The 26,629-nt window shown below is 54.4% G+C and carries 24 protein-coding genes; 7 read left to right on the top strand and 17 right to left on the bottom strand.

The genetic code is table 11. The features are described 5' to 3' along the window. Positions 1–294 precede the first annotated feature (294 nt). The 9 genes from ureG to AC2FGE_RS13760 all read right to left on the bottom strand — a co-directional run bounded on the left by ureG (position 295) and on the right by AC2FGE_RS13760 (position 5,709). On the bottom strand, positions 295–924 hold the full coding sequence (gene ureG, locus AC2FGE_RS13800; RefSeq protein ID WP_496819789.1) for an urease accessory protein UreG: 630 nt from the start codon (positions 922–924) through the stop codon (positions 295–297). Next, a complete protein-coding gene (locus tag AC2FGE_RS13795; RefSeq protein ID WP_496819788.1) occupies positions 921–1,574 on the bottom strand; it encodes an urease accessory protein UreF in 654 nt (217 codons plus the stop codon). The genes ureG and AC2FGE_RS13795 overlap by 4 nt, the downstream gene beginning before the upstream one ends. After that, the gene (locus tag AC2FGE_RS13790) at positions 1,558–2,010 is read right to left on the bottom strand and encodes an urease accessory protein UreE (protein WP_496819787.1); all 453 of its coding nucleotides are present in this window, start codon (positions 2,008–2,010) and stop codon (positions 1,558–1,560) included. Before AC2FGE_RS13790 ends, AC2FGE_RS13795 begins: the two co-directional genes overlap by 17 nt. 31 nt (positions 2,011–2,041) lie before the next feature. Continuing rightward, complete coding sequence (locus tag AC2FGE_RS13785) at positions 2,042–2,263, bottom strand: DUF1127 domain-containing protein (RefSeq protein ID WP_170519457.1); 222 nt, start codon at positions 2,261–2,263, stop codon at positions 2,042–2,044. A gap of 130 nt (positions 2,264–2,393) precedes the next feature. Continuing rightward, positions 2,394–4,154, bottom strand: a complete 1,761-nt coding sequence (gene ureC / locus AC2FGE_RS13780) for an urease subunit alpha (protein ID WP_496819786.1) — start codon at positions 4,152–4,154, stop codon at positions 2,394–2,396. Then, entirely contained in the window at positions 4,129–4,461 is a 333-nt protein-coding gene (locus tag AC2FGE_RS13775) for an urease subunit beta (protein ID WP_496819785.1), read from the bottom strand. Before AC2FGE_RS13775 ends, ureC begins: the two co-directional genes overlap by 26 nt. After that, entirely contained in the window at positions 4,458–4,619 is a 162-nt protein-coding gene (locus tag AC2FGE_RS13770) for a hypothetical protein (RefSeq protein WP_496819784.1), read from the bottom strand. Before AC2FGE_RS13770 ends, AC2FGE_RS13775 begins: the two co-directional genes overlap by 4 nt. Before the next feature lie 18 nt (positions 4,620–4,637). Beyond that, on the bottom strand, positions 4,638–4,940 hold the full coding sequence (locus AC2FGE_RS13765; protein ID WP_496819783.1) for an urease subunit gamma: 303 nt from the start codon (positions 4,938–4,940) through the stop codon (positions 4,638–4,640). 1 nt (position 4,941) lies between these two features. Next, positions 4,942–5,709 carry an urease accessory protein UreD gene (locus AC2FGE_RS13760; RefSeq protein ID WP_496819781.1) on the bottom strand — a complete coding sequence of 256 codons (768 nt, stop codon included), beginning with the start codon at positions 5,707–5,709 and terminating at the stop codon, positions 4,942–4,944. 443 nt (positions 5,710–6,152) lie between these two features. Here AC2FGE_RS13760 and urtA point away from each other — a divergent pair, with 443 nt between their 5' ends. The 5 genes from urtA (at position 6,153) to urtE (ending at position 12,117) form a co-directional block, all read left to right on the top strand. Further along, the gene (urtA, locus tag AC2FGE_RS13755; RefSeq protein WP_496819779.1) at positions 6,153–7,433 is read left to right on the top strand and encodes an urea ABC transporter substrate-binding protein; all 1,281 of its coding nucleotides are present in this window, start codon (positions 6,153–6,155) and stop codon (positions 7,431–7,433) included. A gap of 62 nt (positions 7,434–7,495) precedes the next feature. Continuing rightward, positions 7,496–9,448, top strand: a complete 1,953-nt coding sequence (urtB, locus tag AC2FGE_RS13750; protein WP_496819777.1) for an urea ABC transporter permease subunit UrtB — start codon at positions 7,496–7,498, stop codon at positions 9,446–9,448. A 3-nt stretch (positions 9,449–9,451) separates the two neighbouring features. Then, positions 9,452–10,681, top strand: coding sequence for an urea ABC transporter permease subunit UrtC (urtC, locus tag AC2FGE_RS13745; protein ID WP_496819776.1), 1,230 nt, complete (start codon positions 9,452–9,454; stop codon positions 10,679–10,681). Continuing rightward, positions 10,678–11,418 carry an urea ABC transporter ATP-binding protein UrtD gene (gene urtD, locus AC2FGE_RS13740; RefSeq protein WP_496819774.1) on the top strand — a complete coding sequence of 247 codons (741 nt, stop codon included), beginning with the start codon at positions 10,678–10,680 and terminating at the stop codon, positions 11,416–11,418. Before urtC ends, urtD begins: the two co-directional genes overlap by 4 nt. A gap of 3 nt (positions 11,419–11,421) precedes the next feature. Further along, a complete protein-coding gene (urtE, locus tag AC2FGE_RS13735) occupies positions 11,422–12,117 on the top strand; it encodes an urea ABC transporter ATP-binding subunit UrtE (protein ID WP_496819772.1) in 696 nt (231 codons plus the stop codon). Between the two features lie 535 nt (positions 12,118–12,652). Here urtE and AC2FGE_RS13730 read toward each other — a convergent pair. Then, positions 12,653–15,115: an ATP-binding protein gene (locus AC2FGE_RS13730; protein WP_496819771.1), complete on the bottom strand. Its 2,463-nt coding sequence runs from the start codon at positions 15,113–15,115 to the stop codon at positions 12,653–12,655. 44 nt (positions 15,116–15,159) lie between these two features. Then, positions 15,160–15,651, bottom strand: coding sequence for a putative pterin-binding protein (locus tag AC2FGE_RS13725; protein WP_496819770.1), 492 nt, complete (start codon positions 15,649–15,651; stop codon positions 15,160–15,162). 344 nt (positions 15,652–15,995) lie between these two features. Between AC2FGE_RS13725 and AC2FGE_RS13720 the strand changes: the two genes are divergently transcribed. Continuing rightward, a complete protein-coding gene (locus tag AC2FGE_RS13720; RefSeq protein ID WP_496819919.1) occupies positions 15,996–16,610 on the top strand; it encodes a LuxR C-terminal-related transcriptional regulator in 615 nt (204 codons plus the stop codon). 22 nt (positions 16,611–16,632) lie between these two features. On the opposite strand, the gene AC2FGE_RS13715 is transcribed toward AC2FGE_RS13720, so the two are convergent. From AC2FGE_RS13715 to AC2FGE_RS13695, 5 genes are all read right to left on the bottom strand, one after another. Next, positions 16,633–19,212, bottom strand: coding sequence for a calcium-binding protein (locus AC2FGE_RS13715; RefSeq protein ID WP_496819769.1), 2,580 nt, complete (start codon positions 19,210–19,212; stop codon positions 16,633–16,635). A 77-nt stretch (positions 19,213–19,289) separates the two neighbouring features. Further along, entirely contained in the window at positions 19,290–20,684 is a 1,395-nt protein-coding gene (locus tag AC2FGE_RS13710; protein ID WP_496819767.1) for a nucleotide sugar dehydrogenase, read from the bottom strand. 182 nt (positions 20,685–20,866) lie between these two features. Continuing rightward, complete coding sequence (locus AC2FGE_RS13705) at positions 20,867–22,285, bottom strand: mannose-1-phosphate guanylyltransferase/mannose-6-phosphate isomerase (RefSeq protein WP_496819766.1); 1,419 nt, start codon at positions 22,283–22,285, stop codon at positions 20,867–20,869. A 99-nt stretch (positions 22,286–22,384) separates the two neighbouring features. Continuing rightward, the gene (locus tag AC2FGE_RS13700) at positions 22,385–23,962 is read right to left on the bottom strand and encodes a glycosyltransferase (RefSeq protein WP_496819765.1); all 1,578 of its coding nucleotides are present in this window, start codon (positions 23,960–23,962) and stop codon (positions 22,385–22,387) included. Beyond that, positions 23,955–25,391, bottom strand: coding sequence for an HlyD family secretion protein (locus AC2FGE_RS13695; protein ID WP_496819764.1), 1,437 nt, complete (start codon positions 25,389–25,391; stop codon positions 23,955–23,957). The genes AC2FGE_RS13700 and AC2FGE_RS13695 overlap by 8 nt, the downstream gene beginning before the upstream one ends. A 289-nt stretch (positions 25,392–25,680) precedes the next feature. Here AC2FGE_RS13695 and AC2FGE_RS13690 point away from each other — a divergent pair, with 289 nt between their 5' ends. Further along, positions 25,681–26,139, top strand: coding sequence for a hypothetical protein (locus AC2FGE_RS13690; RefSeq protein WP_496819763.1), 459 nt, complete (start codon positions 25,681–25,683; stop codon positions 26,137–26,139). A 158-nt stretch (positions 26,140–26,297) separates the two neighbouring features. Here the strand turns inward: AC2FGE_RS13690 and AC2FGE_RS13685 are convergent, their stop codons facing one another. Beyond that, on the bottom strand, positions 26,298–26,612 hold the full coding sequence (locus AC2FGE_RS13685) for a MocE family 2Fe-2S type ferredoxin (protein WP_496819762.1): 315 nt from the start codon (positions 26,610–26,612) through the stop codon (positions 26,298–26,300). Positions 26,613–26,629: the final 17 nt, after the last annotated feature.

Below are 26,629 nucleotides of genomic sequence, written 5' to 3'. Positions count from 1 at the left end.
TAACGCCGCTTCAGCGATGTTCGCGGATTGTTACAGCGCGGCAAGTCACCCAATGGTTGCGAAAACTTGTCATTCGATGCGCTGGTTGCTGAAAGCTGGGATACGCAACAAGCGGGTCAAGGAAAAGGTTTTGCTCAACAATTTTTGTCAAAATTCCGTGGTGAATTTTGTTTGCAGTTAGCCTGCAAACAAAAACAAAATGTAACATCCAGACAAATGCGAAAATGATAATCTTGCTTTCGGTTTCTCCAGTCGGCTTTGAGCATCGATAGCTTGGCCTCTTCGTCTCGGGGACTAACTCGCTTTCGAAAGCTCTAAACCTCCCCCTTTCACAAGCAGATCCACAATTGTGTCGACCCCGCTTCTGTGACGAAGTGACGAGAACAAGAAGGGCCGTCCTTTACGCATTCTTTGCGCATCACGTTCCATAACTTCCAGCGAAGCGCCAACATGCGGCGCAAGGTCAGTCTTGTTGATTACAAGGATGTCCGATTTCGTAATCGCCGGCCCGCCTTTCCTGGGGATTTCCTCGCCTGCGGCGACATCGATCACGTAGATGGTCAGATCCGCCAGTTCCGGGCTGAATGTGGCTGATAGATTGTCGCCTCCACTTTCAATCAAAACAATGTCGAGATCCGGATGACGTGTCTGCATCTCGGCGACTGCGGCCAAATTGATCGAGGCGTCTTCGCGAATTGCTGTATGCGGGCAACCGCCAGTTTCGACGCCGATGATCCTGTCCCGCGGCAGGACCTGCATGCGCATCAGCGCTTCGGCATCTTCCTGCGTATATATGTCGTTGGTAATAACACCCACCGAACAAACATCGCGCAGCGCTTCAGATAAGGCGGCGGTTAAAGTAGTTTTTCCGGCTCCTACCGGGCCTCCAATACCTACGCGAAGAGGGCCGTTTATACTGGTCATGTGCGGAAAATCCTCGAATATTGTGTTTCGTGTTTCATGGCCGCAATGTCCCCCAAGAACGCAGTAGAGCTTAACTCGTCCAGACTCGCCTTTTTTGCGTTTTCAGCAATCTGGGCACACAGCGGTGTCAGTTGGCGGATCAACCTCTGAGCATCGGTCTGTCCAAGTGGCACAAGGCGCGTGGCACAGGCGACAAGGTTGCTTGCGAATGCTTGCAGAAACATCTTGGTCGTCAGCAGCAAGGGAAGGTTTTGTAGTCTTGCAGCCCGTCCAATCGAGACGGGGTAGGTGAAGTGCCCAAGGTCCAATTCCCAGACACCTTTGGTGACATTTCCGAAGGCCTGTCCCAGCAATTCGGTTTCCATGAGCCTTTCGGATGTCGCGCAAAAGGCCCGCGCCGTGACATCGACGTTGGTCAGTTCATCTTTGTCCAGCGCATTGAAGGCCGCCACAACGAACAGAGCATCATTCCAACCAGAGCCATATTCTAGCACATTTGAAATCCAGGCTTCGGTATCTTGAGAATTCGCGACGGTTCCCCGGTCAATCGCGGATTCAATTCCGTGAGAGTAGGCAAACCCCCCCACAGGATAGGCAGGGGACAACCATTGTGTCAGCGTCAGGATGTCGGCGTCAGTGGGTGTGGCCATGGGTCCTGCCGTGGCCATAGGCGCCGCCTTCGGGGGTGAACGGCTCGTGCACTTCTCGCACGGTAGCCCCGATTTTAAGAAGCATATCTCGGATTACGTGATCGACCTGGATCAACAGGCGAGCCTTTTCGATCTGGCAAGGCGTGTGGCGATTGCCGATATGCCACGCGATGCGCGTCAGATCCGGGGCTTTTACCTCCAGCAACGCTTCGGGCGCAGCCTGTATTTCCACTTCGCGACCATCGTCCAGAACCAACGCGCCGCCGTGTTTCAACGAAGTCGTTTGTGCCAGGTCGATGAGAATCTGTTCGCCACTTTCGCAGGTCAGAACCTTGCGCCGCAAAAAACGGTCTTCATAGGTCAGCGACAGGGCATCTGCAGGCTCGCCGTGTAGATGATCAGAATACCGCCGTGCTGTACAAAGGAGGATGGTCATGCCAGCGCCCCCTCTGTGGAACGGGTAGCTATTACCAGATAGAACCCGCGAAAACGTGTTGTACGATCCGGTCGCGTGACAGGCCGCGTTTGCGCAGTTCTTCGTCGCTCAGCGATTGCAGGAACTGGATTTGATCGGTGCGCGATCGTGCTTCTGCCAATCGAGCAAGAGCTGAATAGATCGACGAACCAATCGCCGAGAACAGACCGAATACGGAAAAACCGGAATGCTGTTGATTTTCTGTGTGTGCCATTGGGACCCTCGTAAGCTTGCGAGACGTTGGTCCTCCCTTGCGTCCTAATATCTGTCATTTTTCACTCGCTTAGTAGTGGGCGATTGGTCATGCCCGGGATGCGTTTGCTGCAATGCAGCGTAATTTTTAATCAGAACATGAAGTATCGCTGTGCCATCGGTAGAACTTCGGCAGGCTGACAGGTTAGCAACTCGCCATCCGCGCGCACCTCATAGGTTTCCGGGTCAACTTCGACATGCGGTGTCGCGTTGTTCAGCAGAAGATTCTGCTTGCCAATTTCTCGTGTGTTTTGGACGGCGACGGTTTGCTTTGCCAATCCCAGTGTATCACCGATCCCATCCGCATGGGCCGCCTGCGAGACAAATGTGAGCGCTGAGTTTTCCACCGACCGTCCGTAAGCGCCAAACATTGGGCGACTATAAACCGGCTGCGGTGTAGGGATCGACGCGTTGGGATCACCCATCTGCGCACAGACTATCGTGCCGCCCAGCAGAACCATCTCGGGCTTAACGCCGAAAAAGGCTGGGTTCCACAGGACGAGGTCAGCGCGTTTGCCTTGCTCGATACTGCCAATCTCGTGGCTCAGGCCATGTGCAATGGCCGGGTTGATGGTGTACTTCGCAATATAGCGGCGGACGCGAAAGTTGTCGTTCTCACCGGTTTCCTCGGGTAGACGCCCGCGCTGTTTCTTCATCTTGTCAGCGGTTTGCCACGTGCGGATCAAGACTTCTCCAACTCGACCCATGGCCTGACTGTCAGACGCGATGATTGAGAACGCACCCATGTCGTGCAGGATATCCTCGGCTGCGATTGTCTCACGCCGAATGCGGCTTTCTGCAAAGGCTACGTCCTCGGGAATAGATTTGTCGAGGTGGTGACAGACCATCAGCATGTCCAGATGTTCCTCGACTGTGTTCACGGTGAAGGGCCGCGTCGGGTTCGTCGAAGACGGCAGAATGTGGTTCTCGCCGCAGATCTTGATGATGTCCGGGGCATGGCCTCCGCCAGCGCCTTCGGTGTGGAAGGCGTGGATCGTGCGGCCTTTCGTGGCGGCCACGGTGTTTTCGACAAATCCAGATTCGTTAAGCGTGTCGGTGTGGATCATCACTTGCACATCCATCGCATCAGCCACCGATAGGCAGCAGTCGATAGCGGCAGGGGTCGTGCCCCAATCTTCATGCAGTTTCAGGGCGCAGGCCCCAGCACTGACCTGTTCCTCAAGCGCTGCGGGCAATGAGGCGTTGCCCTTGCCTGCAAAGGCCAGATTCATGGGAAAGGCATCTGCCGCCTGCAACATCCGCCCGATATGCCAGGGGCCGGGGGTGCAGGTGGTCGCCAGCGTCCCATGCGCCGGACCGGTGCCGCCGCCCAGCATAGTGGTCAGGCCGGAATGCAGCGCGTCTTCGATCTGTTGTGGGCAGATGAAATGGATGTGGCTATCGAATCCGCCTGCGGTCAGAATGCGTCCTTCGCCTGCGATGATCTCGGTGCCGGGGCCGATGACGATGTCTACACCAGGCTGCGTATCAGGATTTCCGGCTTTGCCGATCTTGGCGATACGCCCGTCTTTCAGCCCCACATCCGCTTTATAAATCCCCGAATGATCGACGATCAGCGCATTGGTGATCACCGTATCCACGGCCCCTTCGGCGCGTGTGAACTGAGATTGTCCCATACCATCACGAATGACTTTGCCGCCACCAAACTTGACCTCTTCGCCATAAACGTCTTCGCGGTGGCCGGTTTCGCTGAAGCGCGCGGCCGTTGCGTGCTCAACGATCAGGTCTTTCTCGACCTCGATTATCAGATCGGTATCAGCCAATCGTACTTTGTCGCCGACCGTGGGGCCGAACATGGAGGCGTAGTCACTCCGGCTGATCTTGCCCGGCATCTTTCAGAGCCCCCATGATGTGCATATTGAAACCGTAGATGTGGCGGCGCCCTTCATAAGGCACCAGAATAACCTCGCGAGTCTGACCCGGCTCAAATCGCACGGCAGTACCTGCCGGGATGTCCAATCGCATTCCCAAGGCCGCGTAGCGATCAAAATCCAAGGCGGAGTTCGCTTCGGCAAAATGGTAATGACTACCGACCTGCACGGGTCGATCACCGGTATTGGCGACAACAACAAGACGACTGCTGCGTCCTGCGTTGAGCGTCAGTGAACCTTCGGCGGGTATGATCTCACCCGGGATCATTTTGGCAGTTTCATTATCACTGTGAGAGCGATGACAGCGATCAATGTCAGCCCAGCTGCGAGCAGGGTATAATCGCTGCCATGGGCGTGAACATGGGTGTCCGAATGGGCCATGGCAGGGCCAGCCAGAATAAGGGCGGGAAACAGCATGCGGTACATTGGGAACTCCTTTGATGTTTAGCGAATAGGGTTATGGACAGTCACAAGCTTGGTGCCATCCGGAAAGGTGGCTTCGACCTGCACCTCGTGGATCATCTCGGGCACGCCTTCCATGCATTGGTCGCGGGTGATCACTTCAGCACCGGCCTGCATCATGTCGGCGACCGAACGTCCATCGCGCGCGCCCTCGACCACGGCGTCGGTGATTAGGGCGATAGCCTCGGGGTGGTTCAGTTTGACGCCGCGAACCAGCCGTTTTCGGGCGACCTCGGCGGCCATGGCGACCAACAGTTTGTCTTTTTCACGAGGTGTCAGGTTCATGTCAGAGCATCCAGCATCGGGGGAGGGTGTCTTTGTTCAGTTTGCGAAGAACCGGAATCAATGTTCGGCGAAGGGTAAAGCTGTTTTCGGCCAGAACCCGCGTGACGAGCAGGTCACTGCCGAGCAGGGTCGCCCCGGCGTCTTCGGGCAGCAATTGGCGAACAGATTCCAGAAGACCCTCGGCTGCCTTTGACGCAAAGACAATCAGCGCCATCGCTCCCGCGTCGTTCGCAATATGCGACCGGGACAAATGCTTGTGCCAGTCACCAGAGAATCGGATCGCATCCAAAAAAACCGGCGTCCCTGCGCGCCGAAGCTCAATCTGATCGCGCAAACGAATGTCGGTCAGCGTCTCACCCATGGCGGCGCGTCCGAAGATCAGCGGTTCGACCATCAGCATCTCTGCATCCGGCGCCATATCGATCCTGAGGCGTCGATCCAATGCGCTGCCATTGAACAGGATGGTCTCTTGCGGCAACCAGTTCAGCCGGGCTCCGACCTCAACTGTCAGATGATTGGCAATCTGACCACATTCGTCGGGTAGGGCCTTGTAAGCCCGCTCGCAGGCTTGCGTTGTCAGAGTCAGCGCAGTGCCTTCCGCCGCCTTTCCAGAAAACCGGAATGAATCGCCTCCGGTTACGCCGCCTGCTGTATTTAGAAGAACCGCATCAAGATCAGACGTCGTGGTTCTGGGAAACAGGCATTTAAATGATCCGGATTGGCGAAGCGTGTCCAGCACCGTCTTTTTGCCTAGTTTCTTGGTGCTCAAGCTGACGGCACCCGCAGCGCGTGGCGGCACTGCGCTGTGCGTGGGCAATATGACTGCAGCTTGAGTAATAGGGCACCTTTAGAGCGTCGGATCGTGCCACTTGTTTCTCCGTTGGGGCGTCGGAACTCTAATCTACAGTGTCGAAATCTGTATATTTCCACGTCGTGCGGCTAAATTTTAGACAGTGGCGTCAGCCCGAGATTAATAAATGGGCACATCCCATTGATTTCCAGAATTGATGCAAACGAAAGTTGCCAGTTATGCTGCAATGCAGAAACCGTATGGGTGCCACCGCGGAAACAAACCGGGGGTGTGTGACGGCTGCGCGAATTGGACCTCGAACACAACCGCCACACGGAACGCAACAACAGTTGCGGGGATCAGGTAGAAGAAGAGTGCGCCATTGCGCAAGCCCTCTCTCCCGGCCCCGCCAGGAGGAATACATGAATTTGCTCAAATCAACGCTCGCCGGATCGGTTGTCTTTGCTGCCTTGGCCACCGCCGCGTTTTCGGCTGAAGACACGATTAAAGTCGGCGTACTGCACTCGCTGTCGGGCACGATGGCAATCTCAGAAACCACGCTGAAAGACACCATGCTGATGCTGATCGACCAGCAAAACGCCAAGGGTGGCCTGCTGGGCAAACAGCTTGAGGCGGTCGTGGTGGATCCTGCATCGGATTGGCCGTTGTTCGCTGAAAAAGCGCGCGAACTGCTTACCGTGCATGAGGTGGATGTAATCTTTGGCAACTGGACGTCCGTCAGCCGCAAATCGGTTCTGCCGGTCATCGAAGAGTTGAACGGTCTGCTGTTCTACCCGGTGCAGTACGAAGGTGAAGAGTCATCGAAAAACGTGTTCTACACCGGTGCGGCTCCGAACCAACAGGCCATCCCGGCCACCGACTATCTCCTGGAGGAATTGGGGGTCGAGAAATTCGCTCTACTCGGCACAGACTATGTCTACCCCAGGACCACCAACAATATTCTTGAAAGCTACCTGAAACAAAAGGGTATTGCTGATGGCGACATCTTCGTCAATTATACACCTTTCGGCCATTCCGACTGGTCCAAGATCGTGGCTGATGTGGTCGCGCTGGGCGCGGATGGCAAGAAAGTCGGTGTGATCTCGACCATCAATGGCGACGCCAATATCGGGTTTTATAAAGAACTGGCCGCTGCTGGCGTTTCGGCGGATGATATTCCAGTCGTAGCCTTCTCGGTCGGCGAGGAAGAGCTGTCCGGTTTGGACACCACCAACCTCGTCGGTCACCTCGCCGCTTGGAACTACTTTCAGTCGGCGGATACCGAAGCCAACGCGGACTTCGTGGACACCTGGAAAGCCACCATGGGCGACGAGCGCGTGACCAATGACCCGATGGAGGCGCATTACATCGGCTTCAACATGTGGGTGAACGCCGCGACCGAGGCCGGTTCGACCGAAGTCGATGCCGTGCGCGCCGCAATGTACGGGCAGGAGTTCCCGAACCTGACCGGTGGCACTGCTGTGATGTTGCCGAACCACCACCTGGCGAAACCGGTTCTGATCGGTGAGATTCAGGAAGACGGCCAGTTCGATATCATCAGCGAAACCGACGTCGTTCCGGGTGACGCGTGGACTGATTTCCTTCCGGAGTCGGCTGTGCTGGTCTCTGATTGGAAAGAGCTGGGTTGCGGTATGTACAACACCGAGACCAAGACCTGCGTTCAGACCCTGTCGAACTACTAACAGACCACGCAAGGCGGGTTTGTTTGCCCGCCTTGCCACAAAAGACATTCGGGTTTCACCACATGGTACGACTTTTCCTTGCGGGCCTCGCAATCCTGTGCGCCTGCCTGACTGCCAACGCTCAAGAGGTCGGTCTGCAACCGATCCTGCAAGAGCATCAGGAGATCATCGCCAAAAGCTCGCGTAAGACGATCAAGCCGGCGATTGATGCTATTGCGTCAAGCGGTTTGCCTCAGGCGCAAGAAATGCTTGAGACCTGGGCCGCCAAAAACATGTGGATGCGCAAGTCTGACGGTCTGTTCTTCGCTGGCCAGAAAGGTGAGGGGCGGTCGTACGAACTGACCGATTTCGATACAGGTGAGATCGTCGGCACCTTCGTGAAGTCCGAGCTTAAGCAGTTGAAGCCCAACAGCGGTATCCGCGCGATGATTGGGACAGCTTTGGTGCAGTTCCAACTGACCGATCCCAACCGCGCGAAGCGGCTGGCGGCCCTGCAATCCATTCAGCGTGATCCCGAAAGTGCACTCTTAGAGCCACTTCGCGCTTCGATAGGCGATGAACCGGACACGGAATTGAAAGCGCAAAAACAGCGGCTTGAACGATTGCTGACGATTGGATTTGACGAAGATACCGCAGCCCGCGTGGCCGCAATCGAAGAAATGTCCGGCGATCTGGGCGTAGATGTTCGTGCCGCTTTGAACCCTTTGGTTGTCACCTCCCGGCACGCCGCTCTCGAATTGCCCACGGATCTGAACGTCGCAGTTATTCTTGAAGCGGGCTCAGAATTCTTAACGTCCGACGAAGCATATGACTTGCTCGTTGCGGGAAACCTCGCCCCACCGCGTGTTTCAGCGGAAGATATCAGAGCGGCACTATCGACTAACATTGTCGGTGGTCGTGTAGGTGATATTCCCGTCGCGCAACTGAGTTCAGATGCAATGCGCGAGCGTGCGTATGCCTCTCTGGCAGAGGCCGAGCTTGTGCCAGCCTTATTCACGGACGCAGACATCGACGCTGCAGTAAACGCGCATGTATTCTTCGAGACCTACAGTGAGTCGTCTGCTGAGGTCACCGAAGCAGCCGAGAAAACTCTGGAACAGATCGAACTGAAGGTCGGCCTGAACCAAACACTCGACCTGACGCTGGACGCGATCTCACTGGCGTCGATCTATTTCCTCGCCGCCATTGGTCTGGCCGTCACCTTCGGCGTGATGGGCGTGATCAACATGGCCCATGGTGAGTTTATTATGATGGGCGCCTATACCGGCTACGTGGTGCAACAGTTTATCCCTGACCACACGCTTTCGATCGTCGTGGCAATCCCCATGGCCTTTGCCGTGACATTTGCCATGGGTGTCGCAATGGAGAGGTTGGTGATCCGCTGGCTATACGCCCGGCCGCTGGAGACACTTCTGGCGACGTTCGGTATCTCAATTGCCCTGCAGCAACTGGCCAAGAACATCTTTGGTACACAGGCTCGTCCGCTGACCGCTCCAGGCTGGCTCAACGGGGCGTGGGTGCTGAACGATGTGGTCTCGATCAGCTACATCCGCATCGCGATCTTTGTGCTGGCTATGATCTTTCTGGGGCTGTTCCTCTACATCATGAAACGGACCCGGCTGGGGCTTGAGATGCGCGCGGTGACGCAGAACCCGCGCATGGCGGGGTCGATGGGGATCAATCCGGGGCGGGTGAACATGCTGACCTTCGGGCTGGGCTCGGGCATCGCCGGGATTGCGGGTGTCGCCATCGGCCTCTTTGCCAAGGTCACATCAGATTTGGGCAACGATTATATCGTACAAAGCTTCATGACCGTCGTTGTCGGCGGTGTCGGCAACATCTGGGGCGCGCTGGCGGGTGCCGGAATGATCGGCTTCCTGCAGAAAGGGATCGAGTGGATCAACCCATCGAACACCCTCGCGGCGCAAACCTACATGATCATCTTCATCATCATTTTCATCCAGTTCCGGCCAAGGGGCATCATCGCCCTCAAGGGCCGCGCGGCGGGGGATTGAGCCATGGAACGCAGCTTTATCTCCAAGAACCCATCCGTGCTGATCTTTCTTGCCATCCTGTCCCTGTTCACCCTGAGCGTGACCATCCTGTCCGAGGGTTTCGGGATCGGCGTAATCTCGACCAGTTTCGTTAAAACACTGGGCAAAGCCCTGTGCCTGTGCCTGATCGCAGTGGCGATGGATCTGGTCTGGGGCTTCACTGGCATCCTGTCGTTGGGCCACTTCGCCTTTTTCGGGCTGGGCGGCTACATGATCGGCATGTGGCTGATGTACGAACGCACGCGCCTGATCGTGGTCGAGTCGCTATCGCAGGCCGAAATCCCTCCTACCCCGTCTGAGGTCGTGGACGCCATTGGTATACAGATTTTCGGCGTGGTCGGTTCAACGGATTTTCCGCTGATCTGGGCCTTTTCTCATAGCTTGACCCTGCAACTTATAATGGTCGTATTGTTGCCCGGTCTGTTGGCATTCATCTTCGGTTGGTTTGCCTTCCGCAGCCGAGTGTCGGGTGTATACCTGTCAATCCTGACCCAAGCCATGACGCTGGCGTTGGCACTGTACCTGTTCCAGAACGACAGCGGCTTGCGTGGCAACAACGGCTTGTCCGGCCTGCAGAACCTGCCCGGTGTCTCCGCCTCGCAGGACGTGGCGTCGATCTGGTTCCTCTGGGCCTCGGCGCTGGCCTTGGGGCTGGGCTATTTGCTGGCCGCGTGGCTTGTGTCGGGCAAGTTCGGCTCGGTCATCCGTGGCATTCGAGACAACGAGGCGCGGGTTCGGTTCCTCGGCTATTCGGTCGAGGTCTACAAGTTGGCTGTCTTCACCCTTACGGCTTGCATCGCCGCAATCGCGGGCGCGCTCTATTATCCGCAAGCGGGCATCATCAACCCCGAGGAAATGGCCCCCATCGCCTCGATCTATTTGGCCGTCTGGGTAGCCATCGGCGGGCGGGGCCGCTTGTACGGCGCGGTGATTGGCGCAGCTTTTGTCAGCCTGCTGAGCACGTGGTTCACGGGCGGGCAGGCCCCGGATATTCCTCTTGGATTTTACACGATCAAATGGGTTGATTGGTGGCAGGTGCTACTGGGCGTAACTTTCGTGTTGGTTACGTTGTTCGCTCCGCAGGGCATCGGAGGATTGTTCGACTTGTGGACAGACCGCCGCCACCCGGACAGGCATGGGGCAAATCTGGGACCGGATGACGGCGCCCTGCGAGAGAAGGAGGCCATGGAATGAACACGTTGCTTGAGGTTAGCGGTGTTTCTGTCACTTTCGACGGTTTCCGAGCTATCAACAACTTGTCGTTCCAGATCGGCGAGGTCGAGCTTCGCGCAGTGATCGGCCCAAACGGGGCCGGCAAGACTACGTTCATGGACATCATCACAGGTAAAACCCGACCCGATGAAGGGCGTGTCATCTGGGGAGAGAAATCCGTATCTTTGTTGGGACTGTCCGAAGCAAAAATTGCGCAGGCTGGGATCGGGCGGAAGTTTCAGAAACCAACGGTTTTCGAAGACCAGACCGTGCACGAAAATCTACTGATGGCGCTTCAGAACAAACGTGGCTGGCTTCACGTGCTTTTCTATCGAACCACCACTGACGATTTGCAGAAAGTTGAAGATCTGGCCGTCGAAATCGGTCTGCATCAAAATCTAAGCCGCAAAGCTGGTGAACTGAGCCACGGTCAAAAGCAGTGGCTGGAAATTGGCATGCTGCTGGCCCAGGAACCACGACTCTTGATGGTGGACGAACCTGCCGCCGGCATGACACCGCAGGAGCGCGAACACACCACCGACTTACTGGTACAAGCCGCCAGAACCCGTGCCGTTGTCGTGGTGGAACACGATATGGAATTTGTCCGACGCCTGAATTGCAAAGTCACGGTTTTACACGAAGGGTCCGCCTTGGCTGAAGGCAGTCTTGATCACGTCACATCTAACCAGGACGTCATCGACGTTTATCTAGGGCGCTAAACAATGCTGAAGCTGAATGATCTGACTTTACATTATGGGCATTCGCAGATCCTTAACGGGATCTCCATAGAAGCCAGACAAGGTGAAGTGACTTGTGTCATGGGGACCAATGGTGTCGGGAAAACCAGCCTGATGAAAGCAATATCAGGTACGCATCCGCGCTCGGGTGGCAATCTGGAACTGGACGGGAAACCTTTGGGTGTCCTGCCTGCTCATCAAATGGCGTGGAAAGGCGTGGCTTATGTTCCACAAGGTCGTGAAATATTTCCTTTGCTCACAGTTCGCGAAAACCTTGAAACGGGGTACGCCTGTCTGCCAGCCAGCGAGCATTTCATCCCAAGCGAAATTTTTGATATGTTCCCGGTCCTCAAACAGATGCAAAACCGTCGCGGAGGTGACCTTTCTGGCGGTCAGCAGCAACAGCTGGCGATCGCGCGGGCACTGATCACGCGGCCACGCCTGCTGCTGTTGGACGAGCCGACCGAAGGTATTCAGCCCAACATCATCCAACAGATAGGCGAAGTCATCCGGCACCTCAGAACCACGAGCGGAATGGCAATCATCTTGGTGGAGCAATACTTTGGCTTTGCCTATGACCTTGCCGACAGATTTATCGTGTTGCGACGCGGAGAAGTCTTGATCAACGGCACTAGGGAAGACGTGACACGCGATAAGTTGTTGCAGGCCGTAACTGTCTAAAGCAGATGCTTGAAATTGGTTTCAGGATTGAAGAATAAAACGCAAAACTTGGTTAAATTTAGGCTCGGGATTTGGTTTGATCCTCTGAACACGTTCAATTGAAACTGTATTCTCTTCTGAAATCCCGTCGTTCGGTGTCTCCTTCCTTGAAGGGCAAGTATATTTGATCACATGACCGACTTCATTTCGTGCTGAAGTTCGACGTAGACGCTTTCCCAGCTTTCACCGTATTTCGAGTAATGACGGTTTTCTAAAAGTACCCTTGTTGTGGAAGGCTTTTGAGTCGCAAATGGCAAAACCCGTGCGCCCATAAAAAATCGAATGACTCACAGGCTTTCCATCGCGTTGGAGCTACCGAAAGATTCTATTCTGGTTTTTGATCGCCCTCATCGGCACAAATCGTATCTAAATCACTCAAAATCTAGGCCAATTCTCATCTGACAAACCTCAACCGTACTGCCGATATCGCTTCGCTACGTTCCGCCAATTCGAGTGCAACTGCGAGAATTGTAGGCCGTAGCCAGCAAACTGAACTTCAACGACAATGTTTGGCTTCCCGGTGCAAATCCCTCAAGAAAGTAGCCTTCTCGTCGTCCCATTCCTGCGGGGTGCAGTTTTGGATGTCATTCAACTTAGACCAAAGGTCGTTTTGGCCGAGTATCGCAGCAGAGCCACATAGTTTATGCACCGTTTGCCGATGTACATTGTCTAAGCCATTGGAATTATTTAGACTATCAATAAGATCAACGACTTCGTTCTTCAGTTCCTTGCACGCTTCGCGGAATTTGTCACCGCCAAAACGGTTCCGAAATTCATTCTCTGGCTCTGAGGCACCAATCCTTTGCACCTTCACAACCTTAGCCAGTTCAGATTGCAGAGCAGCTACTGGAACGGGTTTAACCAGCAGCCCCTGAAATTCAGCCGCCAGTATGACCTCGTGATCTTTAGGGGCCGCATGGGCCGTGACTGCAATAGCTGGCAAATTGCGCCAGCCGACATTCAGTTCACGAACTTTGCCGAGTGTTTCGATGCCATCAATTCCAGGCATGCTAATGTCCAGAAGAAGTACGTCGAAAGGCTCAACGCCGAGTCTTTCCAAGGCAGCATATCCATTTCCGGCTTCGACGACCTCAAAGCCAATATCCGCAAGCATGTCCGTCAAGATCATCCGGTTGATTGCGTTGTCGTCCACCACCAGCGCTTTCAAACCGTGTTGAACGTTTGCCTGTGGCATTTCGGAAGTATCCAGTTCGTTTTTCACGTCAGGTCTGGATGCTGGCAAAGGCAGCCGCATGGAGAACAGGCTTCCCTCGCCGAGTACGCTGTCGGCGGAAATGTCACCTCCCATCGCCTCAACCAATCTTTTGGTGATAGCCAACCCTAGTCCTGTTCCGCTTGCATCTCGCGCAAAGGCTGTATCGATCGTGACAAATTCATCGAAGATAATATCGAGGTATTCAGGTGATATCCCCACCCCGGTATCTGCAATTCGAAACTCGACCAGATCGTCATGCTGAAGTCTTTCAACTTCGATGGAGACTGAACCGTCGCGCGTAAACTCGATTGCATTGCCCAGGAGGTTCACTAGGCATTGCTGCAGCGCCGTTCTGTATCCAAGAACATCACAAAGCTCTTCAGATAGGACATCCACTTTCAGAGTGTTGCCACGCGCGTCGGCATTTGCTGCGAGGCTATCCGCCACCTCCCTCACGACCTTGCATAGGTCAAAATTGGATTTGTCGCGCAAAGCAGTGCCAGAGCCCACGCGAGAAAAATCCAGAACATCGGTTACATGCGAAAGCAATAGCTTGCCGGACACTTCGATTGAGTGAAGATGCCGCTTTTGCCTATCCGTCAGATTGCTCCGATCAATCAGTTCGGCAGACCCGAGTATTCCGTTCAACGGAGTACGCATCTCGTGGCTCATCACGGTCAGAAGATCAGATTTGGCCTGTTCACTTTCCTGAGCTTTGTCTCGTGCGGTGCGCAAATCTTCCTCGGCCTTAAGGTCTTCGGTGATATCCCGAAGGAATGAAACAAAAACCCGCTCTCCAGCGGTTTCGGCAAGGGAAATCGACAGCTCGACCGGAAACGTCTCTTGCGATTTGCGCAAACCCTCCAGCCGCACACGACCAGCGCCGATGACCTTTTGCTCTCCGGTCTCCAGAAATCGCGCCATACCCTTGCTGTGAAGGTCACGCAGGTGCTCAGGAACGATGAGCTCAGCCATATCAGCACCGATTGCCTCGGCTTGGCTATATCCAAAAACATCTTCGGCGGCGCCATTGAACTCCAGGATTCGCCCCGACGTGTCGACGACCAAAACCGCATCCAAAGAAGATGTAATGGCCGCCTCAAACCGATTGCTGGCCGACTGGCTTTGGCGAGCCAACAACTGCCCTTGCCGAAACAACTTCACGAGGATTGCAAAGGCAAAAAGCAACGCAACGAAAAGCACGACAAGTAATGAAGCCAATCGGATCAGCGTTCCGGCCAACTCAGCACGTCGGTTTGCGTTTTCCTGCGCAAATCCTTGAATTCCGCCAAGGGCAAGTTCGCGAATTTGAGGGCGCAGTGCCTGAATTTGCGTCCGCAACTCAGGAAGCCCCGCGCGCAACTGAAGATCCGGCCCATCGATCAACGGAATCAACCGGGATTTGAAGTCTTCGGTTGCCCGCAGGGCGGATTCTGCCACCGCGTCCTTTCGCAAGAAGGAAAACAGCGCGCTGTCGGTCAGAGTATCCGCGCGGCTATAGAAGATATCGAAACGCCGCCGGACGGCCGACAAATCAACATCTGGGTCTGCCGAAGCATCAATGACCGCAACCTCAAGCCTAAGAAGCTCGACTTCGAGCTGGGACATCAGCCAGCTTACGTTGTCCGTTTTGGAAGTCGCGAGGGCATCGAGATCTGACTTAACCTCGCGCCCAAGGGAAAATACGATCACAAGGCCTACAATCAGCAAGCCTATGAACGCGAATATCGGCCATCTCTTCATGTTTATGAAAGGCGCTTGTGTATCGATGGCCTTCTCCTTGATCCCTACTGCGCAACGACTTCCAATCGATTGAGTTGCCAAATGCTGCGGGCATAGATTTCTTCGGACTGATACGCTTCGTTAGCATCGTAAGGGTAAATGATCCACAAAGGTCCTTTATCGCGAACCGACATTGCGCGGCTATTACGCGAGTAAGCGACGATCGGGCCGCCTTCTATTGCATCGCTGGTTGGGATGGTGACAGCGTAGTCGTTCAACGCCACCGCGCGTATGGTCCCCTCTTCCGCCTGAACATGGTTCAATAAAACACTGAGGGGAACGCCTTCAAAGCTTTGCATACCTTCGGTCCAGATCGTCGTTGTTTCGATTAACTGACCGGGCAGTGCCTCAAGGGCCTTCCTGTCAAATGCCCAAATGTTCTGACCGTCGTTGGAACCCACATCGCCAGAAACTGTGAGGACGACTTCATCCGCCAGTGTCGATGTACCAAGTGATACGACAAGCATGACACAAAGTGATTTGAGTATTTTGAACATGCGAGATTGTGCCCGTTTTTAGTTGCGACTTTGCTATTGGGTTTTGACATGCGTCCGGGAAACAATCTCAGGTGCAAAAGGATAGACCGCTATACTTTAGGATAGGTCATCGCGCCAAAGGTCAGATAATCAACCTAATTTGCACGCATTCGCGTTCCCCATTCATGCCATCAAGGTGAGCGCCGCTTTGGTCAAGAGATCCAGCCGGCCAGTGTGACAGAGCAAGAGTTTAGGGAAACAACATGGCTTCACAAAGTCTGGCGAATAGTAACCCTTTGTATGGTTCAACTATACCGGGTGCGGTACAATCGGATAAAAGCAATTGTTCAAGGTTACCCATATCGATGCGGATTCTATTGGCTGATGATCACGGGTTGGTTCGTGACACGATTTCCTCCTACCTCGAAACCGAGGGGCGCGCGGCAGTCGTAGCCGTGCCCGACTACACAGCCGCAATGAAAACACTGTTATCCGAAGATCCATTCGATCTCGTCCTCTTGGACTTTGAAATGCCGGGTATGAACGGAATCGACGGGCTGTCCGATGCAATCACCCGATTCCCTGAACAAGCATTTGCGATCTTGAGCGGAACAGCGCCAAACAAAATAGCGCAGCAAGCGGTTGAAATGGGTGCCGTTGGCTTTTTGCCCAAGACTATGGGCGCCAAATCCCTGGTCAACGCAGTGCGCTTTATGATCGCTGGTGAAACCTTCGTACCGGCCAGCGTTCTAAGCATGGATGGTGACGTCAAAGAAAGCGATTTTTCCCGTCAGCTCAGCCAGCGGGAAAAACAGGTTCTGCGCGGATTGTGCCGAGGGCAATCCAACAAAGAAATCGCGCGCGAGTTGGATCTTCAGGAAGTTACGATCAAGCTACACGTGCGGACGCTTTGCAAGAAACTGAATGCAAAAAACCGGACCCAGGCTGCTCTCATCGCGCGGGATGCAGGATTCGAGTGACCCGGGCCCGGAGGTTGGGACCTCAGAATAGGAAATAGTCGTAGAGTTGATCGTAATCCGCAGCTGCGCCTTCAAGGATCAGCGTAGTATCGACTGACAAAGCGACGGACACATCGGTTCCACCCACGATTTCAGAGTTGGCATTGAACCAGTCCAACGTGTCAGCACCACCGCTATCCAGGTTGAGACCACGCAGATCGAGCAAATCACCATCGCTTAGCGAAAAGTCAGTGATCGTATCGGTCGACCCATCCAGATCCTCATTGCGGAAAATGAACCTGTCCGCATCAGCGCCACCGCTTGCGTGATCGTCCCCTGCACCAAGGTAAAGCCGATCTTTCCCTGAACCTCCGTCCAGAACATCGTCACCGCTGGAACCATTGAGATAATCGTTACCAGCGCCACCGATCAACTCATCATCGTCGGAACCGCCCTTCAGCGTGTCGGAACCCTCGCCGCCAGCTAAGGTGTCGTTTCCGGAACCGCCATCCAAAGTATCAGAGCCGAGACCGCCTATCACGGTATCACTACCGGAGCCTCCTGAGAGGCTGTCGTCGCCCACACCGCCATCCAGGTCATCGTTGCCAGATCCTCCGGACAGCGTGTCGTTCCCGTCATCTCCAGACAGAAAATCATCACCGGACCCGCCTGACAAACTATCGCTGCCATCTCCACCGTTCAGCACGTCCGCGCCCGATCCACCATCGATTTGGTCGTCGCCTGTGCCACCGAACATTTCATCATTTCCAGAGCCACCGTCCATAACGTCTTGGCCGTCTTCACCTTGCAATGTGTCAGCTTCGGATCCACCGCGCAGTGTGTCATCGCCCAAGCCACCGATAAGAATGTCAAAGCCTGAACCACCGTCCAAGATATCATTGCCGATGCCACCATCCAGCATGTCGTGCCCAGCCGAGCCCATAAGGTGATCGTCACCCAGCCCACCGAACAACGAGTCATCGTCTTCCGTAAGAACATTGCCAAACTGGTCGTATCGCACACCGTCGTCGTCATATTGCGAGACAATGCCGCTGGCGGCACCGACGCCGGCTCCACCGTGCAGCAGATCGTTGCCGTCATCTCCTTCGAGAACATCCCCTGAACTACCACCTGTTAGGGTGTCTGTGCCGATCCCACCGTATAGGGCATCGCTACCAGCATTGCCTGAAAGGTCATCATCGTAGCTCAACGCGCCTTCGGTGGTCGCGACAAGTGTTAGATCCTTCACCAGGACGCTCGCCTCCAAATCGACAGGCGCAAATGGGCTGGTTGCCGTCGGGTCGGCGGCACCATCATTCGAATACGATTTCGGAGCTTCTTCGATAAGGTGCAAACTGGCCTCACCGGTCACATCATCTACGATGACCTGGAAAATGGCGCCTGTTGCAGGTGTCGAGTCATCCATGTCATGATCGCCCGAGTTGCCACCAACAAACAGGTTTCCATCCGCGTCAATGATTGCAGCTCCAAACGTCATTAACGGGGCTCCGTTCATGACTTCACCGTTGATCACGGTCGATGTAACTGAAACCGTTCGAAACTCGGGTTCGCCTGAAGAGATGTCGACGACTAACATAATCGTATCGGCACCTTCGGAACTTGGGCGAGAGACACCATAGAACGACTGTGAGGCCGCGTCGAACGCAACATCGTAGACTTTAAAATCCACAAGATCGGATGGCAATTTGTATACCGTGGTTACCGGGTTTCCATCCGCATCGAACTGATCAACATCAATGACTGCGATACGGTCCATGCTGGATTGGAAAGACCAAAGGTTGCCCTGATCATCAAAGTCTCCAGTCCAAGACCTATACGGTGTGCTGCCCACACGGTAACTGTGTCCTTCGGCGTCCAGCATCACCAAATCAGAGCGGCTCACCACCTGCCCCAGTGAATCCACTCCGTCACCTACTGCGATGGCATACAGAAGGTCGTCTTCTGTATTGTAACCCATCGAGTTCACATTGACGGTGCCCTCGACGCCGGCCATTTCATAGGCTTGAGTTTCGACATCAAACACATGCAGTGTTCCATTCAGAACCTGATAGAGATTTGATTGCCCATCGGCGAACGCGGAAACCGTCACGGTTTGCCCACCAATCTCGACATCCTTGTCATAGTGAAACGCAGGACCGGACGTATCAATTGTTGGACCGCTGCCTGACACATCAATCGATCTGATCGTAATGGTCGAGCTGTCATCGTCAGCTGTGAATTGAACGGAATGAGATCCGAAGGCACCGCTTTGAGAAGAAAACTCTGCGACAACCTCACCATCGACCAGCACTTCGACGGCAGCCCCGGAACGACCTGCAGCAAAATTTGTCGCGAGATCCAGGTTCAGTTCATAGACCCCGCCCGCTTCAGTCGTAATCTGCTGCTCCATCTGCTGGTGGCCGTTTGCAAGATCAATCAATCCCCAATCGCCGTTCGCGGCGTAGTCGGAAAAACTGACAGCACCTTCCGTGCCGTCCAGCAAGTTTGCCTCTGCATAGTCACCGTGCAACACATCATCGCCAGCTTGCCCTTGGAGTTCATCGTTGCCGGCAAGCCCTATCAAGGTCTCTTGCTCACTTCCGCCAACTAGTTGATCGGACAAACCCGTTCCTGAGATTACATTTGAAGATACCACAGGCATCATTTCACCTCTTACTTTCAGCTATTTGGAATAATGAATTACCAACCGATGCCGTCGATCCGGCGGTTCACCGGGTTCTCGGGAAACAAGCGCACCACATCCACAACCGGCATCTCCGGTTTACTGAAAACGGCGTTCTGATAAGCGGGGTTGCGGTGGCAGACGATGACAGCCTCGGCCTGTTCCATCACGTCTTCTATGCTGTCGCAAAGCATCGATTTGATGGATCCCGCCAGGCTTCGAATGCCAGAGCCCGCGTCATGCATGTAGGCTTGCAACCCACTCAGAGGGGTTTCTTTTGTCACCGCCGGATCATGCAGGACCAACTCCACCCCCTCGGCATGGAGCTCGGCCATGACTTCCAGAATAGGGCTTTCGCGCAGATCGTCGGTACCCGGTTTGAAAGCCAGCCCCAGAACCCCAACGCGCTTGGCCCCCGTTTTTCGCAGCATCTCGGTCGCCTGTTCGATCTGCTCCCGGTTTGAGCGGTCAAGGTTGCCGATCATGGGCAGTTCGACACCCAGTTCTTCAGCGATATGTGTAACCGCCCGCACTTCTTTCGGCAGGCACGAGCCACCATAAGCAAAGCCCGGCTTCAGATAGTAAGGGGACAGGTTCAGCTTTGTATCTTGGGTAAAGACATCCATAACTGCGTGGCTGTCCACGCCCAGCGGCTTGCACAAGCGGCCGACTTCGTTGGCAAAGCAAACCTTGGTCGCGTGCCATACATTGTCGACATATTTGATAGTCTCAGCCACTTCGACTGTTGTCAAAATAGGATTTGGATCAACCGGCGCGAAGATGCGCTTCATGACTTCCGCCGTGCGAAAATCGTTGGTGCCAAGCACTGTTTTCGGAGGGTTATGGAAGTCATCTATGGCGACACCTTCCCGCAGAAACTCAGGATTGAAGCACACCCCAAAGTCCTGGCCCATCTTCTTTTCTGAAAGCCGCTCAAGGATCGGGACCAATACGTTCATCGTGGTTCCGGGCGGAATTGAACACCGCATGGCAAAGATGTGGAATCCATCTTTTTGGCAAAGGCCAACTGCCATCGAACGGGCCGCCTGTTCAATATAGCTATAGTCGCAGCCCCCGTCCGGAGCGGTTGGTGTTCCTACCGACACAAAGGTAACTTCGGTTTCGCGTACAGCTGCGCTCAGATCGTCCGTTGCAGAGATCAGACCCTTTTGAACACCTTGTTTGAGAGTTGAACCAAGATTTTCTTCGTGGATCGGGCTCTCACCGCGCGCGATCTGAGTCACTTTGTCAGGGTCGATGTCAACACCTACAACCTGATGCCCAAGAGAAGCCAAACATGCAGTTGATACGGCACCAACATAGCCCAACCCGACAACACTGATCCGGGATTTTTGCGAAGACACCGGTATGACAATTTCGGCGTCGTTCTGAGTAATTTTTCTGAGTTCCATAGACTTACCTCCGATTTGAATCCAAGGTAACGCACTGATAATTTGATGAAATGTATCGGCAGACTATCCGCGGCGCGCAAATGACGCCGGACATATACGAATGGTCATCAACCCCATACGAGAGAAAAAACCCGCGTGGAAATCCACGCGGGCCAGTCATTAGGAGGGTGGTGCAATTGAATCTAGGCTACAGCGACACGGTCATAGATGTCCTCGTATCTCACAATGTCGTCTTCACCTAAGTAGCAGCCCGATTGAACTTCGATCAGATGCAAAGGCAGCTTCCCCGGGTTTTCCAACCGGTGGACAGCACCCAGCGGGATGTAGGTCGATTCATTCTCGGAAAGCAGGCTGACTTTATCACCAACCGTCACGCTTGCTGAGCCACTGACGACAACCCAGTGTTCAGCTCGGTGAACATGGCTTTGCAGGGACAGCTTGGCGCCGGGCAGAACCATGATCCGTTTGACCTGAAACCGAGGCCCCAGAGATAGGGTTTCGTAGTAGCCCCATGGACGATGACACCGACGAAACATCTCGGCCTGGTCAGATCCTTCGTTCCGCAACTCGTCCACAACCTTGCCAACTTCTGCGCTGTGCGACATGTCCGCGACCAGAATGCCATCGTCGGTCGCGACTGCAACGATGTCTTTCAAACCCAGCCCGACCAACTTGATGTCCGGGTTTTCCGACCTCAGGAGGCTGTCGCGGCAATCAATTGCTGTCGAGTTTCCAGAAGTGACATTCGCACCATCATCTACTTGCCCTTGCTCCATCACCGATTTCCAACTGCCCAGATCGGACCACCCGCAGTCCAATCCAAAAGCCACGACACCGTTTTCGACATGCTCCATCACCGCATGATCAAACGAGAGGTTCGGGCAGCGGGAAAAGGCGTTTTGATCCAGTCGGTAGAAACCCAGATCCTGCTGACCCAGGGCCAAGGACGCTTCGACCGGTGCAGACATCTCAGGGGCGTGTGATTCAAACATCTTTAGCACGGTATCGACCCTGAACATGAACATTCCGGCATTCCACAGCCAGTCACCGCTTTCCAACATGCCCTTCGCGGTTTCAGCATCGGGCTTTTCCGCAAACGTAGAAATCAGCAGCGACCCTTGGTACCCGCCCGCAACCCTCAGGTAGCCGAAACCCGTCGCGGCATGATCGGGTTTGATCCCGAAAGTCACGATCTTACCGCGTTTGGCTGTTTTCTCCGCCCGCATCATCGTTCGACGGAACGCGGATACATCCTCAATCGCGTGATCGCTGGGCAGGACAAGCAGGACTGTTTCCGGCTCTTCTTTGTATCGCAAAGCCGCTGCCAGAACCGCAGCAGCGGTATTGCGGCCAACAGGTTCCACGATCAGTTCAGATTTTTCGACATCGATATCTGTCAGTTGTTGTTGGGCGATGAACCTGTAGTCTTCTCCCGTGACGATCAGTGGTGCAGAAAATCCAGGCTCGGCCACACGCACAACGGTTTTCTGAAACAGGCTGTGATCGCCATCCAGTTCGACGAACTGCTTTGGATAGCTCTTTCGAGAGACGGGCCAGAGACGGGTGCCGGAACCGCCAGCAAGGATAATTGGTTGAATCATGTGAAACCTCTTCATTTCAAGTCTGATTTCAGATTATCGATCCTCGCTTTTATTGCTGTGTATCATAGGCTTAAATTCACTATCGAAAGGATATGTCTATTAGCCGAACGGCATCTCGATCAGACCAACATAGATCAGGATGGCGGTTAGAAATGTCAGGATTGCCGTAGCCATCTGGAACTTGGCAAAACCGCTTTTAAGCGTCTCGACAAAGCCCGATCCACCGCCCGAGCTTTGGTTGCCTCTGTTCGACCATTTCTGCTTGGACAAGTGAAAGATCATGTAGATCTTGACCGTCGCGTTTATCACTTGGTTGAGATACAGGATGAATGGCCAACTCATATCAGCGCGCCTGCTGTACCCGAACAGGAACAGGCATAGCACGATCCGCGAAAACAGCACCCAGATGATGCAGTTCCAGAAGTAACCCGGCGCAACCATACTGCCAACGACGACCATGACCGGACTGACCATCATGGTCCACATGGCGATCCTTTGATCAACGACACACCACCAGATAAAAAAGGGCATTGCTGTCGGCCCAAGTGCGATTGCGCGGCTTCCGTTCCGCAACATGTTTCCTGACCATCGGCGGAAATTCTGGACCATCCGCATGAGGCCGTTTTCTTTGATGACCTCAATCGTGTAGACTGTAGCATCCGGCACGTAGGTCATTTTTGCGCCCACGCTCAGCAGACGATACCAGGTTGATTTGTCGTCCCCGGACAGAAACCGGAAATTGCCCCAAAGCCAGTGATGCAGATGATCTGCCTCGATGGTGCGAATGAACTTCTCGTCCAGAATATGCCGGGCGCGAAATACGCTCATTCTTCCCGTCAGTGTCAAAACACGACCCGACAAGGCATGGCTTTGCATCGCAAGACGGCGTTGCGCGAACCGCATGTCCAGCCATTTGGCGATCCAAGCCGGTCCGTAGCATATGACCTCTTCATCTGTGGTCAGTGCCTGCAACTCTGGGTCGCTTGCAAACATTGGCAGGGTTTTGCGTAGAACATCCCCACCAAACAGGGCGTCTCCGTCCATGAAAATCACCAGATCATCCGGTGACGCCCCGGATCTGCAGATCGCTCGCAGGATCAGACCAATCGCCATTCGCTTGCCCGGCTGGTTCTGACGGATAAATACTAGGGTCGCCAGATCATCCGGGATATCCTGCGCGTAGGTTTCGACAAAGTCGCGAATGATCTGCTCGTCATATGCGCTGCCTGTGCCGATATAGATCGTCGTCGGAATCCGTTCGCGGCGGATTTGCCCAAGCATGGACCCCACAACACGTTTTGTGATGGAGGGCTCCTCAAAGTAAGTCGTCATCTGGATATGGAGGTGTTTGGGGCGCCAGCCAGCATCCCAAATTGAGTCCGCCCGACGCCGCATTCCCGGCCATTTGGCTTTCGCATAAATCTGAGCCCTTAAAGCATGGGTAAACCACCAGCCAAATCGCCAGAACCCAAGTGTTCCAAGTACCATTGTGACGTGCAAAACACTCGGGTTGAAGAACCGGTTCGGTACGTTGGCCAACAGCCAGAGCAGGCCCATTAACAGGAGCAAGAACAGAGTGAACTGCGGTAGTGACCACTTGCAAAAATAGTTGGGAACATCTGTTTGCAGTTCCCTTAGTCGCCGTGCCAGATCCTTGTCGAACTCGTATTCAGTCATGGGATCGACCCACACGCGGGTCCATGGACTTTAACCAGGCGCGGAAGCGTGTACCCAACTGTCGCTTTGCTTCCAGATTGACCGGGGCTCCCAACCGCAATTGGGTTTTTGTTTGTTTCGAGGACAGACCGATTGCGCGAACCGTGACAATGATTCCGAACTCTCCAGGTCGTTCAGGGTTATCCCCGGCGCGTACGTCCCAGACCTCACCGGGAATGGTGATCTTTTTCCCATTCTCATTGAAGCCAATCGTTGCGGGCATACCGATATAGATTGTTTCAGCAAACCGTTCCGACACCCATCCGATCGTCATACGAGGCTCAGCCGTCTCAAAGACCAACTCGTCTGCTGTGCCACCAAACGGCTGGCCTTTCCGAACGATTAAATCCTGAACAATCCCGTCTGTTGTCGCGCGAACGTGATTGTTTTCTATTTTCTGTTGCTGAGCCTCTCTTGTTGCTTCCAACGACTCTACTGCGGACGCGCGATTGCGTTCTTCAGCTTGAAGTAAGTTTGTTACGATCAATACTGGATCAACCGATTGCGCCAGCGCAGGGTTGCGCGCACGAAGGCTGAGCCATTGACGCCGCATATCATCAAACCCGCCGTCTTGTACAAACTCTGCATAGAAGCGCATGGCTGCTGCGACCCGTTCGGCCAATACCTCCGAGCCAGATTGGGCCCTAAGATCATTCAAGGCCTCAGTGATATTGACGTGCTCGGTGCGTGCAAGTGCCAACTCCGTCTCGGTGCGTTTGAGGGCCGCCACAGCGTCTGCGTCACCCATCGAGAAAAGTAGATCACCTTCACTTACTTCTTGCCCGACCGCGACTTCAATGTGTTCGATGTAGCCGTTGGCTGAAGGGAAAGAAGGGATCATTGGGGCCAGCACGCGCCCGTGTTGAATGTCAATTCGGTCCAAATTGGTGAAAATGTTGTTTCCAATAACGCCAATCACCGCCGCTGCGATCAGCAGATAGGTCGCCACATTGAGTGCTACATGCAGAGACCGTGGAAGAAATCTCGCAGGTTTTGGGGATTGTTCGCCTTCCGTTTCCTCCATCGGCACCAAATCAACCGGAGTGTCGAGGCAGGTTATCACATCTGCGCTGCTGGCCATTCGTCCAGACAACAGAGAGCGATAAAACAGAGCCAGCGTCTCGCGTTGCCGACCGCTCAAACCTTCCAGTTGTACTGTTGCGTTGGAACCTGGCTTCGACAAACGTACCGGGAAACGGATATCTACGCCTTGAAAGGGAACGCTAAGCGTTGCGGTTTTAGGGCATTCAGGCGCGTCGTCCGGCCATTCCAGCCCCGCGAGCGACCAGCGTTCAATCGCGACTACCGCACCAGATGGTGTCTCCACGATCAGCGGTGCTCTGACCTTCCAATCCAGATCCGACCCCGGTGTTTCGTGTAATATACGCAATGTCGCCTCAGAAACTGTTGACAGGACTGAGGTAGCAAGAAATCAGAGCTTCTGACGGACACACGGACGCATATTTGTCCGCAAATAAGATCACTTCCCATACTAAAGTATGTCGGAAAAATCTTCCTAGGCCGAGCCAGAGCCTCTCATTGTGTTCTCGAACATCTGCGCGTGCGCCTTAGTTCAGAGGCACTCGCAGACAGTCTTGGGTTGAAACGCTCCGCCGCAGCAAACCGCGAACATCGCGGTATAGGTGTTATGTGATGCGATCTCTGGTTGAGTGCGCGACGTGATCTCACGTACCTTCGACAATGGCATTTCAGGCCTTGGCAAATTCCTTAACGATGTGCCTCAGCAAGCTATTACCTTCGGCCATGAGGTCGAGGCGATCTTCGTTCTTTTTCACCACGGCTGCCCACGCCATTTGATCGTGTATGAAATCGTCAATGATCGCTATGGCGCGGGGTTGGCGCTGATCTTCTGGGGTGGTGCCATCTCGGCCATACTGGTTGGTTTGCAGACCTGGGTCCAGAAAGAAGCCGGCGCGGATGCATTGCAGGCCTCGGCCATCGATGTCGCCCTTTTCAATTGCGCGATCGGATTGGGAGCAGCGATCGGTGCGGCTTTGCTTAGTGTGACAAGCCTGACGGGCCTGTTCCTGTGCTCGGCGCTTCTTATCAGCATTGGCATTGTCAGCGTGATCTCTTTGGCTGACGCACGGCGGACGTGTTCTGGGCATTGCCCATGATCAAATCGATTCCGGCATCTTTCGCGGCTGCTGCCTCTTCGGTTGTATTCGCCGTTGTCTGAACCAGCTTGCGGATACCCTTTAGCGCACGCAGGTCGGACGCGGTGTAATTTCTAAGTGGGAACTTCGCGTCCCAGTCGTAGATCCGTTTCATGGCATCACCCGATATCGATGAAGACATCTCCGCCTTCGATCTTAACGGGGTAGGTTTTCAGATCCACACAGACGGGTGAGCGCTTTGCCTCGCCGGTGCGATAATCGAATTGGCCGTTGTGCATGGGGCATTCGATCAGATGATCGATCACCAGACCGTCTTCCAGATGCACTTCTTCATGGGTGCACAATCCGTCGGTGCAGTAAAATTCGTCCTCGGGGCTTCGGTAGATGGCAAAGGTACGATCGCCATTGTCGTAACGGATTAGATCTTCGGTTTCGATGTCATCGCAAGCGCAGGCGCGGGTCCAGTTCGTCATGGGCTTTCCTGTATTCC

This window comes from Ruegeria sp. YTSA075, from assembly GCF_059610245.1.
The sequence above is the reverse complement of the archived record's forward strand: the minus strand, read 5'-3'. Positions and strand labels throughout refer to the sequence as shown.

Excerpts from the sequence above, each read along its gene's own strand:
- AC2FGE_RS13725 (WP_496819770.1), bottom strand. The coding sequence starts at position 15,651 with ATGTTCAAAATACTCAAATCACTTTGTGTCATGCTTGTCGTATCACTT.
- AC2FGE_RS13795 (WP_496819788.1), bottom strand. The coding sequence starts at position 1,574 with ATGGCCACACCCACTGACGCCGACATCCTGACGCTGACACAATGGTTG.
- AC2FGE_RS13785 (WP_170519457.1), bottom strand. The coding sequence starts at position 2,263 with ATGGCACACACAGAAAATCAACAGCATTCCGGTTTTTCCGTATTCGGT.
- AC2FGE_RS13730 (WP_496819771.1), bottom strand. The coding sequence starts at position 15,115 with ATGAAGAGATGGCCGATATTCGCGTTCATAGGCTTGCTGATTGTAGGC.
- AC2FGE_RS13710 (WP_496819767.1), bottom strand. The coding sequence starts at position 20,684 with ATGGAACTCAGAAAAATTACTCAGAACGACGCCGAAATTGTCATACCG.
- urtD (WP_496819774.1), top strand. The coding sequence starts at position 10,678 with ATGAACACGTTGCTTGAGGTTAGCGGTGTTTCTGTCACTTTCGACGGT.
- urtA (WP_496819779.1), top strand. The coding sequence starts at position 6,153 with ATGAATTTGCTCAAATCAACGCTCGCCGGATCGGTTGTCTTTGCTGCC.
- ureC (WP_496819786.1), bottom strand. The coding sequence starts at position 4,154 with ATGCCGGGCAAGATCAGCCGGAGTGACTACGCCTCCATGTTCGGCCCC.
- AC2FGE_RS13720 (WP_496819919.1), top strand. The coding sequence starts at position 15,996 with ATGCGGATTCTATTGGCTGATGATCACGGGTTGGTTCGTGACACGATT.
- AC2FGE_RS13770 (WP_496819784.1), bottom strand. The coding sequence starts at position 4,619 with ATGTACCGCATGCTGTTTCCCGCCCTTATTCTGGCTGGCCCTGCCATG.
- AC2FGE_RS13790 (WP_496819787.1), bottom strand. The coding sequence starts at position 2,010 with ATGACCATCCTCCTTTGTACAGCACGGCGGTATTCTGATCATCTACAC.
- AC2FGE_RS13685 (WP_496819762.1), bottom strand. The coding sequence starts at position 26,612 with ATGACGAACTGGACCCGCGCCTGCGCTTGCGATGACATCGAAACCGAA.
- urtE (WP_496819772.1), top strand. The coding sequence starts at position 11,422 with ATGCTGAAGCTGAATGATCTGACTTTACATTATGGGCATTCGCAGATC.
- ureG (WP_496819789.1), bottom strand. The coding sequence starts at position 924 with ATGACCAGTATAAACGGCCCTCTTCGCGTAGGTATTGGAGGCCCGGTA.
- urtC (WP_496819776.1), top strand. The coding sequence starts at position 9,452 with ATGGAACGCAGCTTTATCTCCAAGAACCCATCCGTGCTGATCTTTCTT.
- urtB (WP_496819777.1), top strand. The coding sequence starts at position 7,496 with ATGGTACGACTTTTCCTTGCGGGCCTCGCAATCCTGTGCGCCTGCCTG.
- AC2FGE_RS13705 (WP_496819766.1), bottom strand. The coding sequence starts at position 22,285 with ATGATTCAACCAATTATCCTTGCTGGCGGTTCCGGCACCCGTCTCTGG.
- AC2FGE_RS13775 (WP_496819785.1), bottom strand. The coding sequence starts at position 4,461 with ATGATCCCGGGTGAGATCATACCCGCCGAAGGTTCACTGACGCTCAAC.
- AC2FGE_RS13700 (WP_496819765.1), bottom strand. The coding sequence starts at position 23,962 with ATGACTGAATACGAGTTCGACAAGGATCTGGCACGGCGACTAAGGGAA.
- AC2FGE_RS13765 (WP_496819783.1), bottom strand. The coding sequence starts at position 4,940 with ATGAACCTGACACCTCGTGAAAAAGACAAACTGTTGGTCGCCATGGCC.